The organism is Nocardiopsis salina YIM 90010, assembly GCF_000341025.1.
Taxonomy (GTDB): Bacteria; Actinomycetota; Actinomycetes; order Streptosporangiales; family Streptosporangiaceae; genus Nocardiopsis; species Nocardiopsis salina.
The window spans coordinates 1-15,529 of the sequence record NZ_ANBF01000183.1; the positions used below are offsets into that span (position 1 = coordinate 1).

Genomic DNA, 15,529 nt, shown 5'->3' on the forward strand with positions numbered 1-15,529 from the left:
CCCGCACCGACCCTGTCTGCCACCTCTCGCCCGACCACGAGCTGGTCACGGCTGCGGTGGAGGCGGCCAACGACCCCGACCGGCCGCGGACCGGCGAGCTGGTCCCGCGGCCCGATCCGCGCCGGCCCAGGGCGGGCACCGGCCGGCCTCCGGAGCCGGCCGACGGTGCGGACACGAACGGGACGACCACCACCCCCGTGACCGAACCATCCGTGACAGAACCGGCCGAGACCGGGCCGGACCGAACCAGGTGAGGACCGCACATGCAACAGGTTGAGGGAGTCGTCGCACGTAGCAAGGGCGCTCCGGTGGAGCTGGTGACGATCAGCGTCCCGGATCCGGGACCGGGCGAGGCGGTGGTGGCCGTGCAGGCCTGCGGGGTGTGCCACACCGACCTGCACTACCGGGAGGGCGGGATCAACGACGAGTTCCCGTTCCTGCTGGGCCACGAGGCCGCCGGGGTCGTGGAGGCCGTGGGACCGGACGTCACCGCTGTCGCGCCGGGGGACTTCGTGGTGCTGAACTGGCGGGCCGTCTGCGGTCAGTGCCGGGCGTGCGAGCGCGGTGACCTGCAGTACTGCTTCAACACACACAACGCCGCGCAGAAGATGACCCTGGCCGAGGGCCCCGACGCCGGTACCGAGCTGTCCCCGGCACTGGGGATCGGAGCGTTCGCCGAGAAGACCCTGGTGGCCGCCGGACAGTGCACCAAGGTCGACCCGCAGGCCCGTCCGGCCGCTGTGGGCCTGCTCGGCTGCGGCGTGATGGCGGGCCTCGGCGCCGCGATCAACACCGGCGGGGCGACCCGGGGCCGCTCGACAGCGGTGATCGGTTGCGGCGGCGTCGGCGTCGCCGCGATCGCGGGCGCGGCCCTGGCCGGGTCCTCGCCGGTCATCGCGGTGGACATCGACGCCGAGAAACTGGAGGCGGCCCGGGCGTTGGGTGCAACCCACACCGTGGACTCCTCCCGGTCCGACCCGGTTGAGGAGATCAAGCGGATCTGCTCCGGGACCTACGAGGGTGCCGAGGGCGCCGACCTGGTGGTCGAGGCGGTGGGGAGACCGGAGACGTGGAAACAGGCCTTCTACGCCCGCGACCTGGCGGGAACGGCCGTCCTGGTCGGGGTGCCCACCCCGGACATGACCGTGCCGGACCTGCCCCTGATCGACGTCTTCGGCCGCGGGGGCGCGCTGAAGTCCAGCTGGTACGGCGACTGTCTGCCGTCCCGGGACTTCCCGATGCTGGTCGACCTGTACCAGCAGGGCCGGCTGGACCTGGACGCGTTCGTGACCGAGGAGATCGGGATCGCCGACGTCGATGCCGCCTTCGAGAAGATGCACCACGGCGGCGTGCTGCGTTCGGTGGTGGTGCTCTGATGGCCGCCCGCATCGACCACACCGTCATCAGCGGTACGTTCTCGCTGGACGGGCAGACCCACGAGGTCGCCAACAACGTCTGGGTGGTGGGCGACGACGCGGAATGCGTCGTCATCGACGCGCCCCACGACGTCGACGGGATCCGCGCGGTGGTGGGCGGGCGGAAGGTCACCGCCGTCGTGTGCACCCACGCCCACGACGACCACGTGAGGGTGGCGCCCGCGTTGCGAGAGGCCGTCGGCGCGCCGATCCTGCTGCACCCCGCCGACCGGCCCCTGTGGGAGCTGACCCACACCGGCACCGAGTGGGACGAGGACCTGAGCGACGGGCAGGAGATCACCGTCGCGGGCACCCGGCTGAGGGTGCTGCACACCCCCGGCCACGCCCCGGGCGGGGTGTGTTTGTACGCTCCGGACCTCGGCTGCGTCTTCACCGGGGACACCCTCTTCCGGGGCGGGCCCGGCGCGACCGGACGCTCCTACTCCGACCTGCCCACGCTCGAGGCCGCCATCCGCGCCCGGCTCTTCGCACTGCCCGACGACACCGTCGTCCGTCCCGGCCACGGCGACGGCACCACCATCGGTGCCGAGCGGGCGGCGATGGACGCCGACGCCGCCGGGGAAGGTTCGCCGGCGCGGCTGTCCGGAGAGGAGGGCACCCCCTGAGCACAAGAGCCACCTGGTTGCTGCTGATATACCGGGTACCCAGTGAGCCGTCCCGTCTGCGGGCCATGGTGTGGCGGCGGCTCAAGGCCGCCGGCGCGATCTACCTGGCCAACTCCGTCGCGGCGCTGCCGGAGTCGGCGTCGGCGGAACGGGCGATGCGCAAGTTGCGGGCCGAGGTCGAGGAGATGGGCGGTTCCGGCCAGCTCCTGCGGGCGGACACACTCGTCGGCTCCGAACAGATCGTCGCGGGGTTCAACGCCGCCCGCAACGCCGAGTACGCCGAGCTGCTCGGGCGCTGCGAGGACTTCCACGCCGAGCTCGAGAAGGAGACCAAGGCCGAGAAGTTCACCTACGCCGAGCTCGAGGAGAACGAGGAGGATCTGGCCAAGCTGCGTGCCTGGCTGGACAAGATCAGCGCCCGTGACACACTCGACGCGCCGCGCGGGGTGCAGGCGCGCGAAGCCGCCGAGGCGTGCGCCGAGGCGTTGAACGAGTTCGCCGAGCGTGTCTACGCCGCCGAACTCGACCACCACTCATCACCGCCCGGACCACCGCCGGGGACCTGACCGAACGCCGTGGGAACGGGGCCCTGAACCGATGGATCTGCCGGCGCTCGTCCTGACCTTCGGCACCGTCCTCCTTGCCGAACTGCCCGACACCACCTTTCTGGCCACGCTGGTCCTGGCCACTCGTTACAGGCCGTTGCCGGTATGGATCGGTGTCGCGGCGGCGTTCGCGGTACAGACCGCGATCGCGGTCGCCCTGGGGACAGCGGTGACCCTGCTGCCCCGCACCCCGGTCACCGCCGTCGCGGCCTGCCTGTTCCTTATCGGCGCGGTCATGCTGTTCCGGGAGGCTCGCGAACACCAGCGGGAGGCCGACGCCGAGGAGGAGGAACTGACCGAGGCCGAGGAGACCGTCGCCGCGAGGGCGGGGCCGGCCACCGGACTCCGGGCGGTCGCGACGTCGTTCGCGGTGCTTCTGTTCGCCGAATTCGGCGACCCGTCGCAACTGCTCACCATCTCCCTGGCGGCCCGTTTCGAGGCGCCGGTCGAGGTCTACGCGGGTGCCCTGGGGGCGCTGCTGACGGTGGGCACACTCGCGGTCCTGGTGGGACGGCGACTGCTGCGTGCGGTCAGGCCGCACCGGGTCTACTACGCGGGTGCGGGTGTGTGTCTGCTCCTGGCCGTCGGCGCCGCGTGGGAGATCGCCGGCGCCACGCTCTGAACCACCCCGAGGCGGCACGGAATTCCACACCGAAGAATAAATAACAGCCGTTAAGGACCGAATCTAACATGGACCAGGAATCGCCAGTGACCGCGGTTATGCACGCTACTGCGACGCTGAAACAAATCCCCTAGATCAGGGAAGACCAGGATTTACAGCTGGCACGGCCGACACTACGATGGAACCCCTCCAAGCGAAACAAGAATGAGGAGTCGCGGTGGGGTCCAATCCGACCAGAGGAAATAAGAAACGGGTGACCTGCGGTTTTTCTTCGGCCCTGGCCCTCACCCTTGCCCTCACATCATGCGGGGCTTTCGAAGACGACACCGGCGAGACGGACGAGGACGTTCTCACCATCTATTCCGGACGGGAGGAAGAGAACGTCGAGCCTCTCTTCGAGCAGTTCGAGGAAGAGACCGGCATCGAGCTCGACGTCCGCTACGGCGACAGCGCGGAGATGACCGCCCAGATCCTCGAGGAGGGCGAGGCCACGCCGGCCGACGTCAACTTCACCCTGGAGGTCGGCGGCATCAACGCCCTCGCCGAGGCCGGGCACATCGCCGCCCTCTCCGACGACGTGCTCTCACAGGTACCCGAGGAGTACCAGGCCGACGACGGTTCCTGGGTCGCCACCTCGGCCCGGGCACGCGTGATCGCCCACGACCCCGACAACCTCTCCCCCGACGAACTCCCCGAGGGCATCGACGACCTGACCGACGAACGCTGGCAGGAAGAGGTGGGTTTTGCCCCGAGCAATTCCTCGTTCCAATCCTTCGTCAGCGGCCTGCGGACGATCCAGGGAGACGACTGGACCGAGGAGTGGCTCGAGGAGTTCGCCGCGAACGACCCCGAGCCGTTCGACAACAACCGGGCCATCATCGAGGGCGTGGAGAACGGAACCGTCGATATCGGCATGGTCAATCACTATTACCACATCGTTCAGACCGAGGAGTTCGGTGAGGAGAACGTCCACTGGGAACCGCACCACATCACGGGCGGCGACCCGCTCGGCCTGGTGGTCATCGCCGGAATCTCGGTGATCGACAGCAGCGACATGCAGGACGAGGCGAACGAACTCGTCTCCTTCATGGTCTCGGAGACCGCGCAGCAGCACTTCGCCGACGACACCGCGGAGTACCCGATCCGCGAGGGCGTCGAATCGACCCAGCACGACCTCGTGCCCCTCAGCGAGCTCAGTCCCCCCGCGATGGAACTGGGGGAGGTCGCCTCGATGGAGGGGACCCTGGACATGCTGCAGAACGCCGGCCTGCTGTGACGGGCCATGCCTGAGCACACCGAACACGACGACCCGCCCCGGGCGACACGGCCCGGGCGGGTCACCGCCGTGAGGACGTCACTCCTGCGGCGGGCACCGGTCCTGTCAGCGGCGTCGGTCGCGGTCGCCGCCTTCGTTCTGGTGCCGCTGTCCTACCTGGTGCTGCGTGCGTTCGAACGGGGCTTCGGGGTCGCGGTGGACCACGTGGCCTCGCAGCGGACCGCCGAGCTGTTGTGGCGCACGGGACTGCTCGCCGGCTCGGTGACCGTCGCGTGCCTGGTGATCGGCGTCGCGTGCGCCTGGCTGACAGCCCGCAGCGATCTGCCGTGCCGCCGCACCATGGGCGTGCTGTTCGCACTGCCGCTGGCGACCCCGACCCTGGTCACCGCCCCGGCCTGGATCTCGATCCGGCCGGATCTCGCGGGCTTCGCCGGAGCGTTCCTGGTACTGACGCTCGGCACCTACCCCTACGTCATGCTGCCGGTGATGGCGGCACTGCGCGGCGGCGACCTGGCCACCGAGGAGGTCGCCAGGTCGCTGGGAAAGAGCGCCGTGCGCACGTTCTTCCTGGTGACCGTGCGGGGAGTGCGCCCCGCCGTGCTGGCCGGGGGGTTGCTGGTGACGCTCTACGTGCTGGCCGACTTCGCCGCCCCCTCGCTGATGCGCTACGAGACCCTCACACTCAACATCTTCGTGAGCTACCGGTCGGGGTTCGACCGCACCCCCGCGGCGATCTTCGGGTGCGTGCTCGTGCTGGTGGCGGCGGCCGTCATGATCGCGGAACGGCGGGCACGCGGCAGGGCGGCCCATTTCGGTCAGGTGCGCGTGGGCAAGGGTGTGGCGGGACGCCCGCCGNTTCGTCGCCTCGATCGCCCTCCTGGTGGCAGCCCTCGGGGTTCCGGTCGCCACCGTGGCGGGCTGGTTCGTCGCCGGGAACTCCCGCGGCTTCAGCCCGGACCGGTTGGTCGAGGCCCTCTGGAACACCCTCTCGTTCTCCGCGATGGGTGCCCTGACCGCGGTGGCTCTGGCCTTCCCCGTGGCGATCCTGGCCGCTCGACACGACGGGCGGTTCGCGCGCTTCCTGGAGTCGATCGGCTACATCGGCTACGCCCTGCCCGGCATCACGATCGGGCTGGCCTTCGTCTTCGGTGGCATCCGACTGGTCCCGGGGTGGTATCAGGAGACCCCGCTGCTGATCCTCGCCTACGGCGTGCTTTTCCTGCCCCTGGCGATCGCGGGGGTCCGAGCAGGGGTGGCGGCGGCGCCCCCGCGCCTGGAGGAGGTCTCGCGTTCGCTCGGCAAGGGCAGCGCCGCCACCCATGCGAGGGTGACGCTGCCGCTCGCCACGCCGGGTATCGCGGCGGGGGGGGGGCTGGNTCTTCCTCACGGCGGCGAAGGAACTGCCCGCGACTCTGCTCCTGCGACCGACCGGCGCCAACACCCTCGCCACCGAGATGTGGGCGCTGACCAACCGCATGCTCTACGGCGCGGCGGCACCCTACGCCCTGGCGCTCATCGTGATCGCGATGATCCCCGCCCTGGTCCTGGGCTTCGCCGTGATCGAACGGACCGAGAAGGAACGCAGGACCGCCGCGCGGTTGGCCGTGCCGGTGGGCACACACCCTCGAACAGGGCGAGGAAGGTGAGCAGTGATGGCAGAGGTGGAGCTCCGAGGGATCCGTGCGGGTTTCGGCGGTCCACTCGTGCTCGACGGTGTGGACCTCACCGTGCCCAGCGGATCCATCGCCGCGGTCCTGGGGCCGTCCGGATGCGGCAAGACGACCCTGCTGCGCACCATCGCCGGTTTCCACCAACCGCTGGACGGCCGGGTGCGGATGGACGGCCGCGTCGTGGCGAGCTCGCGTGACCACGTACGGCCGGAACGGCGCGGGGTCGGCATCCTGCCTCAGGAAGGGGCCCTCTTCCCGCACTTGTCCGTCGCCGGCAACGTGGCCTTCGGCCTGGGCTCCGGGCGAGGCTCACGCGAACGTGTCGAGGAGATGCTCGACCTGGTGGGGCTGAGCGGTTTCGGCCGACGGATGCCCCAGGAGCTCTCCGGAGGCCAGCAGCAGCGGGTGGCCCTGGCCAGGGCCCTGGCCCCTCGGCCCCGGTTCGTGCTGCTCGACGAACCGTTCAGCTCGCTGGACGCCGGACTGCGCACCGAGCTGCGCGAGGACGTCGTGCGGGTTCTCAGGGTCTCGGGGACGACCGCGATGCTGGTGACCCACGACCAGGCCGAGGCGATGAGCATGGCCGACCTGGTCGCGGTGATGCGCGGCGGGAGGATCGCGCAGGTCGGAGAGCCGAGAGAGGTCTACGCGCGTCCGGCCGATCTCGACGTCGCGCTCCTGCTCGGTGACGTGATCGTGTTGGACGCCTCCTCCTCAGGGGCGCTCCGGTGCTGTGGCCTGGAGCTGGACCGCACCGACGGTGCCGAGGGCGGGGCCGCGGGGGCCGACCCCCACCCGCCGGTGGCAATGCTCCGGCCGGAACAGGTGCGGGTGCGGCCGGCCTCCGAGAACGCGGGAGAGCAGGCCAACGCCGTCGTCACCGACGTCCACTTCTACGGTCACGACGCGGCCGTGTTGCTGCAACCACTCGGCCGGGCGGACAGCGCCGTCCTCAGCAACAACGGCCGCCTGCGGGCCCGGGCCCACGGGCCCACGCCGCTGCGGCGCGGCTCTCGCGTGCGCGTGGACATCGACGGCCCCGCCGCGCTCGTCGGAGGCAACGCCGTCGCTGAGTGGCGGAGCCGCACCGCACCGCCCTCCGTGTCCGCAACGCCGAACCGCTCGGAGACGGTCACCCCGGGCCCCCACGTCTCCATGGCCCAGGGCTATTGAGCCGCAGGTGGCGCACCTACGCTCCCCGCGACCGGCCGCGGCCCGCGGCTGTGCTTCGATCTGCGTCCCCGCACGGGGCCCGCAGTCAGTCGGCGTTGCCGATGAGGGCCTCGGCCTCCTCCAGGGCGCTGTCCTGGTGCGCTCCGTCGACCACAGTGAGCCGGCGGTGCAGCACGAAGAAGACGACCAGGGCCACGGCCAGGGCACCGGCCCCGTAGAGGTAGGGCGCGGAGGCACCGAGCGCGGCACCGGCGGCCGAGGCCACGGGTGGGGCAACGGCGCCGCCGAGGAAGCGGATACCCGAGTAGGCCGAGGACGCGACCGGGCGCGGCAGGTCGGTGGCGGCCATGGACGACTCGGTCAGGACCGTGTTCATCACGCCGAGGATCAGGCCGGCCGCGATGATGAGGACCACCAGGACGGGCGCGAAGTCCACCAGCAGAGCGGCCAGCACCAGCACGACCAGAAGGCTCACCAGTCCGTGGGCGATGACGGTGGTGCGCTTGAACCTCGCGGTCAGGGCCGGTGCGGCGATGACCGAGGTGAGCGCCAGTCCGAGGCCCCAACCGAAGAAGGTCAGTCCGATGCCCATCGCGTTGAACCCGAGCGGGTACGGCGACCAGGCCAGCACCACGAAGAACGCCATGTTGTAGAAGAGCGCCACGAGGGCGAAGGACAGCAGCGGCAGCCGCGTCAGTCCCGTGAAGGCCGCGAAGAGAGGGGTGTGCACCTTCTCCGCGGCGTGCTTGCGCAACAGGAGCAGGATCGCCACGAACGCGCCTGCCATGAGGACGGAGGTGCCGATGAACGGCGCGCGCCAGGACAGGGTTCCGAGCAGGCCGCCCGCCAGCGGTCCGACTGCCATGCCGACGCCGATGGCGGCCTCGTAGAGGATGATCGCGCCGTCGGCGTCGCGCGACTCGCTGATGATCGTGGACAACGCCGTGGAGATGAACAGGGCATTGCCCAACCCCCACAGCGCGCGGAAGGCGATGATCCACGCCACGGTCGGGGCCAGGCCGGAGGCCAGCGAGAAGGCCACCACCACGGCCAGGCTCAGCAGCAGGGTGTTGCGCGCGCCCAGGCGGCCGGAGACCCAGCTGCTGAAGAACATCGCTACGGCGGTGATGAACAGGTAGGAGGTGAACAGCAGCGACGTCTCGGTGGGTGTGGCGTGCAGTTCCTCCGAGATGGCCGGGAGGATCGGGTCCACCAGGCCGATGCCCATGAAGGAGACGGTCGCGGCGAAGGCCACCGCCCAGACGGTCCGGGGCTGGTTCCACCAGCGCCCGCCCGGGGCCTCCTTCTTCAGGGCCGATAACTCCTCGTCGGTCTCGATACTCATCCGTGATCTCTCTCGGGGGGCGTCGACGCCCCCGGTATACGGCTTTCCAGGATGCGGACGGTCTCTTGGAGGGTGCGGCGTTCGGCCTCGCTGAGCGGGGCGACGTCCACGAGCAGACGCTCGACGATCTCCTCGGCACGGTTGCGGATCTGTTCGCGTCCCGCGTCGGTGACGGTCACGAGCGTGACCCGCGAGTCGTCGGGATCGTGCGAACGGGTGGCGAAACCCTGTTCGACGAGGAGATTGATCGTCTTGGTCATCCCCGGCTGGCTCATGTGAGCGGCGGCGGCGAGGTCGCCGACCCTCTGGGACCCGTGGTCGGTCAAGAGCCCGAGGACGCGGTAGTACGAGGGCGAGTGGCCGCCCGGGGTGCGCGTGGAGGCGAGGCGATTGAGCACGTACACGCGCTCGAGCAGTGCTGTCAGTACCTCGCCGGACGACGGAGTTCTCTCAACCACCCCGCGACAATATCACCGGGTTATATAACCCAGCAAAGATTCACCCCAGGACCAGGCAGTGCAATGGCACACACGCCGCACGGCAGAAGGGAACGCGCCGGAGGAAAGGCCCGCAGGGGCGCGTCGAACTGCTCGACTGCGGGCACTACCTCCTGGAGTCATTGCGACGAGGTCGTCCACGCCATCGGGGACCGGCGGACCTCCTTCTGACTCCGGGCAACCCGATCGAGAGCAAGGAGCCGTCATGGCCGCAGAGGTCCCGCAGCACCGGGCGATCGGCTGGCAGCGCGCCGAGAACTCTCTGATCGCCGCAGGCATCGTCATGGCGATGATCGTGTGGGGGCAGCCGTGGTGGCTGCTGTTGGCCGCCTTCCTCGCCTTCGACCTCTCAGCGCTGGGTTACCTGGCCAACCAGCGGGTGGGAGCGCTCTTCTACAACGTCGTGCACAACCACACCGCACCGGCCGCCCTGGTCACGGCCTGGGCGGGTCTGCAGCTCGGCGGTGTCGACACCGTCTGGCCCCTGCTGCTCGCCGCCTGCTGGGCATTCCACGTCGCCGTCGACCGCGCCCTGGGCTACGGGCTCAAGCTCGGCCCCTTCACCCACACCCACCTCGGCGTCATCGGCAGAGCCCCGCGCGACGGCGCCGAACGTGCCTGAGCTCCGGCCCGGGGTTACAGCGCGCGCCCACGGGTAAGCGGGGAACGATCCGCACTCCCCCGTTCGGAAGCGAGGAGCACGTTGGGTTCACCCGAGGCCGCCTACCGGTCCGGCGAGGGCAGCCCCCTCGATGTCGACACCGCCTTCTACGACCGCCTGGCCGAAGACACCGAGGACCGCGAGCTCGTCGAAGGCTTCGTCCTGCCGATCCGCTCCGGCCGGGCGTGGGAGGTCCCCGCCGGGCACCTGTGCCGGATCTCCACCCCCGAAGGGGCCCAGGTCGGGGACCTCAACATCTGGAACCGGCACAACCCTCGCGAGCGGCTGTGGGCCTCGCGGACCCGGCAGTTGCAGAGCGCGCACGTGAGCCGGCACGACCGGTTGTGGTCGACCCTGCCGTACCTGCGCCCCCTGGTGACGGTCACGGGCGACACCCTGGAGTGGTACGGCGAGGACGAGGACGGCGGCCGGGTGCACGACCTGCTCGGGACCCGGTGCGACCCGTACGTGAACCGGATGCTCACGGGTGAGGACTCCGACCGGCACTGCCATTCGAACCTGACCCGCGCGGTGCTGCCGTACGGGCTGACCGAGTTCGACGTGCACGACGTTCTCAACGTCTTCCAGTGCACCGGCCTCAACGACCAGGACCGGTACTTCATGAAGGCCTCCCCCGCCCGGCCGGGCGACTTCTTCGAGTTCTTCGCCGAACAGGACCTGTTGTGCGCGCTGTCGACCTGTCCCGGCGGCGACCTGTCGGTTTCGCTGTGGGGGCCGGACGCCCGGGACCCGATCGACGTGTGCCGCCCGCTCGGGGTGGAGGTCCTGCGGCCCGGGGCAGGGCTCACGGACGGTTGGAGCGAGCCGGAGCCCGCGGCCTACAGGGGCCGGCACGGCCTCACCGGACCCGGCTGAAGACCGGCCCGGCGCGCCCGTGCCCTGCTCACTCACGAACACCACACCCGGACGCTCGGGGCCGGCCTGCTGCGCCCTCGGGGGACGATCCGCTGTCGCACCGGAACGGTCGGGGGCGACGGCCCTGTCGGCGAGATGTCCGGGAGAGCCGGTCACCCCTCGAACTGGGCGTGCGGCGGCGGGTTCTTCCTGGGACGCATGCGCACCTGCGGCAGCTCGGGGGCCGGGAGCCGGTCCAGCCCGTCGCGGTTCCTGCCCGGGCCGCCGTGGCCCACGTAGCCTTCGACGCGGCCGAACCGCTCGCCGTGTTCCTCCCACTCCTGACGGAACTGCCTGATCTCCTCGGTCGAGCGGCCCAGGAAGTTCCACCACATGATGACCTCCTCGTCGAAGGGGGCACCGCCCAGGAGCATGAGCCGGGCCTGCCCGTCACCGCCGTTGACGATGCGCAGGACCTCCGAGCCCACCCCGGTGTAGCCCACGGCGTCCTCGGGCACGTGCACTCCTTCGAGCGTGACGGCCTCACCCGTGTCCACGAGGAGACCGTGTTCGAACCCCTCGTCGACCTCGAGGGCGAGTTCGGCGCCGGCTTCGAGGCGGAGTTCGGCACCCACCAGCGGGGTGTACATGCTCACCGGCGAGCGCGAACCCAACAGCGAGCCGAGGAAGACCAGCGCGGAACCCCCGGCGAAGGCCACGGGTTCGGGGACGTGGTGTTCGAACTTGCGGCCGGCGCCGTGGCGGGCCTCCTCGGGCAGGGCGACCCAGAGCTGCACCCCGTGGAGCCGTCCGGTGTGGGGCGAGGAGGTCTCGGAGTGGCAGATGCCGGCTCCCGCCGTCATCAGGTTCATCTCGCCAGGCAGCACGTCAGCGCTGTTGCCGCCCGAGTCGACGTGGGCGATGGCCCCCTCGAACAGCCAGCTGACCGTCTGCAGCCCGGTGTGCGGGTGCGGCGCCACGTCCATCCCGCCGGTGGCCGCGACCTCGTCCGGACCGTAGTGGTCGACGAAGCACCACGCCCCGATCAGCGAACGCTGCCGCTGCGGAAGGGTACGGCGCACGTTCATCGCCCGCGGTCCGCCCAACGGCACGGCTCGCGAACTGATGATCTCGACCGGCGCCAGCCCCTCGCGTTCGGCCCACGGCCCCGGCAGGCCGCCGTCCGCGCACACCTGAGGGCTCGGGCGAGCCTCCTGGTTGGTCATTTCGGTGTCCCTCCTGATCGTGTGGGCACGCACCCGTGGGCGCGTCCGGGCGGTCTCCGACCCGGCGACGGATGCTCGGCGCCGGTCCTCAGTGTTCGGTACTCCGCACGCTGCCACGGCGCAGTTGCTCGGGATCCTCGCCCCGGACAACAGGCAGGAACCCCTGATCTGCGCTACGAATGCGCCCCGCCTCCTCCAGAACACGGTCCACGGAGGCCTCTGGGATGACGACAGCGCCGGAGCGGTCCACGAAGACGTGGTCCCCGGGGACCACCGTGACCCCGCGTACCTGCACCGGCACACCGGCCGCGTAGGGCGCTACTGTGTCACCTCCCCAGCGGGTGGCCTCGCCCGTGCACCAGGTGGCGTGAGGGCCATCGGCGAGCTCACCGAAATCGCGGATCCGGCCGTCGGCGAGGATCCCGGCCAAGCCGTTGTTGCCGACCCGGGACAGTTTCGTGGCGCCTCCGTGCGAAGCGTCCGGGTACCCGCCGCTCGACATCACCAGGACCTTTCCGGCAGGTTCGTCGCCGACCGCGCGGTAGAACCACCCGGCGAACCCGAGAGCGTTGCCTTCCTCGAGGTCGTCCCGGTACGGCAGATACTCGATGGTCGCTGCGGGCCCGAACAGCGGCCTGTCCGGGGTCGGGCTCACGAGGTCGAGGATGTCGGCGCGGTGCCCGTGGATCCGGGTCATCGCGTCGACGAGATCCGCGCAGCCGACCCTCTCCGGCATCACGCGCTGCGCCCCGGCCCGTTCCTGTTCGTACATGGTTCCCCCTGAGGTGGACGTTGCAGTCCGGCACACCACGTGCACGGCGGCCGCGTTCGGCGTGTGGTTCATTCGACACCGAACGTGGGTTCCGGTCCATTCCCCGATCGGTCGGCGCTCGGACTCGACGGATGCTCCGGGCCCAGCCCTCGGCAGATCCGGCCGGGCCCGCACCACCAGCTCAAGACTCACTCCTTGGTGGAGTGTGCCGCGTAGCTGGTCATCAGGTTCTTGTAGTCGGGGAGGTGGTCGGCGAAGAGAGCCCCCAGCCCCTCGACGTCGTTGCGCCAGTCCCGGTGCAGTTCACCGGCCGCAGCGAACCAGCTGGTCAGCTGGGCCCCGGCCGATGACATCCGGTCCCAGGCGGCGTGTCGGGTGACCTCGTTGAGCGTGCCGGAGGCGTCGGTCACGACGAAGACCTCGTAGCCGGCCTCGATGGCCGAGAGCGCCGGGAAGGCCACGCACACCTCGGTCACGACCCCCGCGATGATGAGCTGCCTGCGTCCGGTGGCCTCGACCGCCTGAACGAAGTCCTCGTTGTCCCAGGCGTTGATCTGTCCCGGGCGCGGGACGAAGGCCGCCTCGGGCAGCTTTTCCCGGATCTCGGGAACGATGGGTCCGTTGGGACCGTCCTCGAAGCTCGTGGACAGCACGGTCGGTAGTTCGAAGTAGGCAGCGATGTCCGCCAGCGCCAGGACGTTGTTCTTGAACGCGTCGGGATGCGCGTCACGAACCAGGGAAAGCAGTCCTGCTTGGTGGTCGACGAGCAGGACGGCCGCCTGATCCCGGTCCAGACGCTTGTACGATGTCGTCATCTCAGACACATCCTTTCGGTCCGGTGTGTTTCTCGGTTGCCCCGTGCGCAAGGCACGAGGCCGCTGGCGGTGGCAGGTTTCGGAAGTGGTCGCGCGGAAGAAGGTGGAGCCTCGGCCGCCTTGTACCAGCGGCCTCACTCACCCCCGGGGCGGGGTGGATCCGCCCTTGGCTGCACGGCCGGAGGCATCGCCCATGTGGCCCGGCGTCTCCCGGATCAGGCGCCCCTTCTGGAAGTCTTCGGCCGCTTGGATGATCTCGGCCTTGGTGTTCATCACGAAGGGGCCGTGCCGGGCCACCGACTCCCTGAGCGGCATACCGCCGATGAGCAGGACCTCCCACCCCTGCCCCGAGGCCTGGGGCTGGGTTGCGGCCGCACGCAGGGTCAGCGCTTCGCCCGCACCGAGCACCGCCAACTGGCCCTCCTCGAGGGGACGACCCTGGTTGCCGACGGTTCCGCGCCCGGAGAGGACGTAGACGAGTGCGTTGAAGTGCTCGGGCCAGCGCAGCGCGAGACGGGCGCCCGGGGCTACGGTGGCGTGGGCGTAGTTGATGGGTGTCCAGGTCGACCCGGGCCCCTGGTGGCCGTCGAGCTCACCGGCGATCACACGGACCAGCGAGCCCCCGTCATCGCTGGACAGGAGGGTGAGATCCCGGGAACCGATGTCCTGGTAGCGCGGCGGCGTCCACTTCGAGGCCCGGGGCAGGTTGACCCACAGCTGGACCCCGTGGAAGAGCCCTCCGGTGGCGACGAAGTCCTGCGGCGGCAGCTCGGAGTGCATCACCCCGGATCCGGCCGTCATCCACTGGGTTGAACCATCCTGGATGAGACCGCCCCCACCTGTGGAGTCGGTGTGCTCGAAAGCGCCGTCGAGGATGTAGGTGACCGTCTCGAAGCCCCGGTGCGGATGCCACGGAGCCCCCTTGGCCTCGCCCGGCGCGTACTCGACGGCGCCCAGGTGGTCCAGCAGGAGGAAGGGGTCGGCGAGGGAGAGGCCCGGTCCGGGGAAGGGGCGCCGAACCTCGAACCCCTCGCCCTCCAGGAACTTTCCGGCGGTGACCACCTGCGTGGCCTCACGCCAGCGTGTGTCGTGCTCCGGCAGCCCCGCCAAGCGGGGCAGGGTCAGGGTGTCGGCGGTGATGGCCGGCATGGGGACCTCCTCATGAAGTGGCCGGCGATGTTCATTCAACTTTGAAACAATACTGAAGCTCGACCTCGGCGCACACCACGGACGACACCGGAGGGAACGACTTCGGCATGCCCAGGACCGGCCACGGATCCCCGTGCACCGCCGGGAAGCAGCGCCAGCGAAGGCGTGATCGGTCTACCGCCTCAGCGCTTGTCTTTCAAATTTGATGCACTCATCCTTGCTTCGTGGAGCGGCACCTGTCAACCCTGCTGCGTGCGTAACTTCATTTTTGAAGGAGTGTAGGATCGACGTATGGGGATCGAGAGAAGTGAGACCTTCCCACGGGCATGGCGCACCTACATCGAGACGACCCTGCTCCTGGAGACACGGCTGGAAGAGGACATGCGAGCGACCGCCGGGATGACCCTGGCCGAGTTCAACGTGCTGCTTCTGCTGTCGGAAGCCCCGACCTGTCGTATGCGCATGGGACACCTCGCCGACCGGATGGTCTTCTCCCCCAGCCGGCTCACCTACCAGGTCAAGTCGATGGAGAAGCGCGGGCTGGTCCTGCGGCAGACCTCGGCCGAGGACAAGCGGGTCCACGAGGTCGTGCTCACCGCCATCGGTTTGGAGCGGTTCCGGGAAGCCGGTGAACACCACGCCGCCACGGTCCAGAACCTGTTCGACGGAATCGTCACGGAGGAAGAGCTGGTCATGCTGGAGCGTCTCTTCTCCCGCCTTCGAGGACAGTTGACTCAGGACTCTTCGGGCCCCGGCAGCACCGCACAGCAACCGGACCCACCCAGCTGACGCGCGAACCCCGCAGCGGGGAAATCGATGAGG

Annotated in this window: 17 protein-coding genes and 2 pseudogenes; 13 read left to right on the forward strand and 6 right to left on the reverse strand. The window is 69.9% G+C overall.

The window, feature by feature from the left end; genetic code table 11:
• The 10 genes and pseudogenes from D474_RS32995 to D474_RS29550 all read left to right on the forward strand — a co-directional run.
• A partial coding sequence (locus D474_RS32995) for a hypothetical protein (RefSeq protein WP_040704131.1) occupies window positions 1–254 on the forward strand: 254 nt, incomplete at its 5' end.
• A 9-nt stretch (window positions 255–263) separates the two neighbouring features.
• The gene (locus D474_RS0121175; RefSeq protein WP_026118677.1) at window positions 264–1,376 is read left to right on the forward strand and encodes an S-(hydroxymethyl)mycothiol dehydrogenase; all 1,113 of its coding nucleotides are present in this window, start codon (window positions 264–266) and stop codon (window positions 1,374–1,376) included.
• Window positions 1,376–2,041 carry an MBL fold metallo-hydrolase gene (locus tag D474_RS29540; RefSeq protein WP_017615498.1) on the forward strand — a complete coding sequence of 222 codons (666 nt, stop codon included), beginning with the start codon at window positions 1,376–1,378 and terminating at the stop codon, window positions 2,039–2,041. The genes D474_RS0121175 and D474_RS29540 overlap by 1 nt, the downstream gene beginning before the upstream one ends.
• A 17-nt stretch (window positions 2,042–2,058) precedes the next feature.
• On the forward strand, window positions 2,059–2,607 hold the full coding sequence (locus tag D474_RS29545) for a Chromate resistance protein ChrB (RefSeq protein WP_204367131.1): 549 nt from the start codon (window positions 2,059–2,061) through the stop codon (window positions 2,605–2,607).
• Window positions 2,608–2,638: 31 nt separating this feature from the next.
• The gene (locus tag D474_RS0121190) at window positions 2,639–3,268 is read left to right on the forward strand and encodes a TMEM165/GDT1 family protein (protein ID WP_017615500.1); all 630 of its coding nucleotides are present in this window, start codon (window positions 2,639–2,641) and stop codon (window positions 3,266–3,268) included.
• A 217-nt stretch (window positions 3,269–3,485) separates the two neighbouring features.
• The gene (locus D474_RS0121195) at window positions 3,486–4,544 is read left to right on the forward strand and encodes an extracellular solute-binding protein (protein WP_083931899.1); all 1,059 of its coding nucleotides are present in this window, start codon (window positions 3,486–3,488) and stop codon (window positions 4,542–4,544) included.
• Window positions 4,545–4,550: 6 nt separating this feature from the next.
• Window positions 4,551–5,312, forward strand: a pseudogene (locus D474_RS34345) (ABC transporter permease); the annotation flags it as partial.
• Between the two features lie 232 nt (window positions 5,313–5,544).
• Window positions 5,545–5,922, forward strand: a pseudogene (locus D474_RS34350) (ABC transporter permease subunit); the annotation flags it as partial.
• 76 nt (window positions 5,923–5,998) lie between these two features.
• A complete protein-coding gene (locus tag D474_RS33000) occupies window positions 5,999–6,190 on the forward strand; it encodes a hypothetical protein (RefSeq protein ID WP_017615504.1) in 192 nt (63 codons plus the stop codon).
• A gap of 6 nt (window positions 6,191–6,196) precedes the next feature.
• Window positions 6,197–7,387 carry an ABC transporter ATP-binding protein gene (locus D474_RS29550; RefSeq protein WP_017615505.1) on the forward strand — a complete coding sequence of 397 codons (1,191 nt, stop codon included), beginning with the start codon at window positions 6,197–6,199 and terminating at the stop codon, window positions 7,385–7,387.
• 85 nt (window positions 7,388–7,472) lie between these two features.
• Here the strand turns inward: D474_RS29550 and D474_RS0121220 are convergent, their stop codons facing one another.
• Together D474_RS0121220 and D474_RS29555 are read right to left on the reverse strand one after the other, a co-directional pair.
• Window positions 7,473–8,732, reverse strand: coding sequence for an MFS transporter (locus D474_RS0121220; protein WP_017615506.1), 1,260 nt, complete (start codon window positions 8,730–8,732; stop codon window positions 7,473–7,475).
• Window positions 8,729–9,190 carry a MarR family winged helix-turn-helix transcriptional regulator gene (locus D474_RS29555; RefSeq protein ID WP_083931901.1) on the reverse strand — a complete coding sequence of 154 codons (462 nt, stop codon included), beginning with the start codon at window positions 9,188–9,190 and terminating at the stop codon, window positions 8,729–8,731. The genes D474_RS0121220 and D474_RS29555 overlap by 4 nt, the downstream gene beginning before the upstream one ends.
• 244 nt (window positions 9,191–9,434) lie before the next feature.
• Here D474_RS29555 and D474_RS0121230 point away from each other — a divergent pair, with 244 nt between their 5' ends.
• Window positions 9,435–9,851, forward strand: coding sequence for a DUF4260 family protein (locus D474_RS0121230; protein WP_017615508.1), 417 nt, complete (start codon window positions 9,435–9,437; stop codon window positions 9,849–9,851).
• Window positions 9,852–9,932: 81 nt separating this feature from the next.
• The gene (locus D474_RS0121235; protein WP_017615509.1) at window positions 9,933–10,766 is read left to right on the forward strand and encodes an urea carboxylase-associated family protein; all 834 of its coding nucleotides are present in this window, start codon (window positions 9,933–9,935) and stop codon (window positions 10,764–10,766) included.
• A gap of 152 nt (window positions 10,767–10,918) precedes the next feature.
• Here D474_RS0121235 and D474_RS0121240 read toward each other — a convergent pair whose 3' ends face one another.
• The 4 genes from D474_RS0121240 to D474_RS0121255 all read right to left on the reverse strand — a co-directional run bounded on the left by D474_RS0121240 (window position 10,919) and on the right by D474_RS0121255 (window position 14,707).
• Window positions 10,919–11,971 carry a pirin family protein gene (locus tag D474_RS0121240; RefSeq protein ID WP_017615510.1) on the reverse strand — a complete coding sequence of 351 codons (1,053 nt, stop codon included), beginning with the start codon at window positions 11,969–11,971 and terminating at the stop codon, window positions 10,919–10,921.
• Between the two features lie 88 nt (window positions 11,972–12,059).
• Window positions 12,060–12,743 (reverse strand): RraA family protein, encoded by a 684-nt coding sequence (locus tag D474_RS0121245; protein WP_017615511.1) that lies wholly within the window; start codon window positions 12,741–12,743, stop codon window positions 12,060–12,062.
• A 188-nt stretch (window positions 12,744–12,931) separates the two neighbouring features.
• On the reverse strand, window positions 12,932–13,558 hold the full coding sequence (gene ycaC, locus D474_RS0121250; RefSeq protein ID WP_017615512.1) for an isochorismate family cysteine hydrolase YcaC: 627 nt from the start codon (window positions 13,556–13,558) through the stop codon (window positions 12,932–12,934).
• Window positions 13,559–13,696: 138 nt separating this feature from the next.
• Entirely contained in the window at window positions 13,697–14,707 is a 1,011-nt protein-coding gene (locus tag D474_RS0121255) for a pirin family protein (protein ID WP_017615513.1), read from the reverse strand.
• A gap of 291 nt (window positions 14,708–14,998) precedes the next feature.
• Here D474_RS0121255 and D474_RS0121260 point away from each other — a divergent pair, with 291 nt between their 5' ends.
• Window positions 14,999–15,496 (forward strand): MarR family winged helix-turn-helix transcriptional regulator, encoded by a 498-nt coding sequence (locus D474_RS0121260; protein WP_017615514.1) that lies wholly within the window; start codon window positions 14,999–15,001, stop codon window positions 15,494–15,496.
• Window positions 15,497–15,529: the final 33 nt, after the last annotated feature.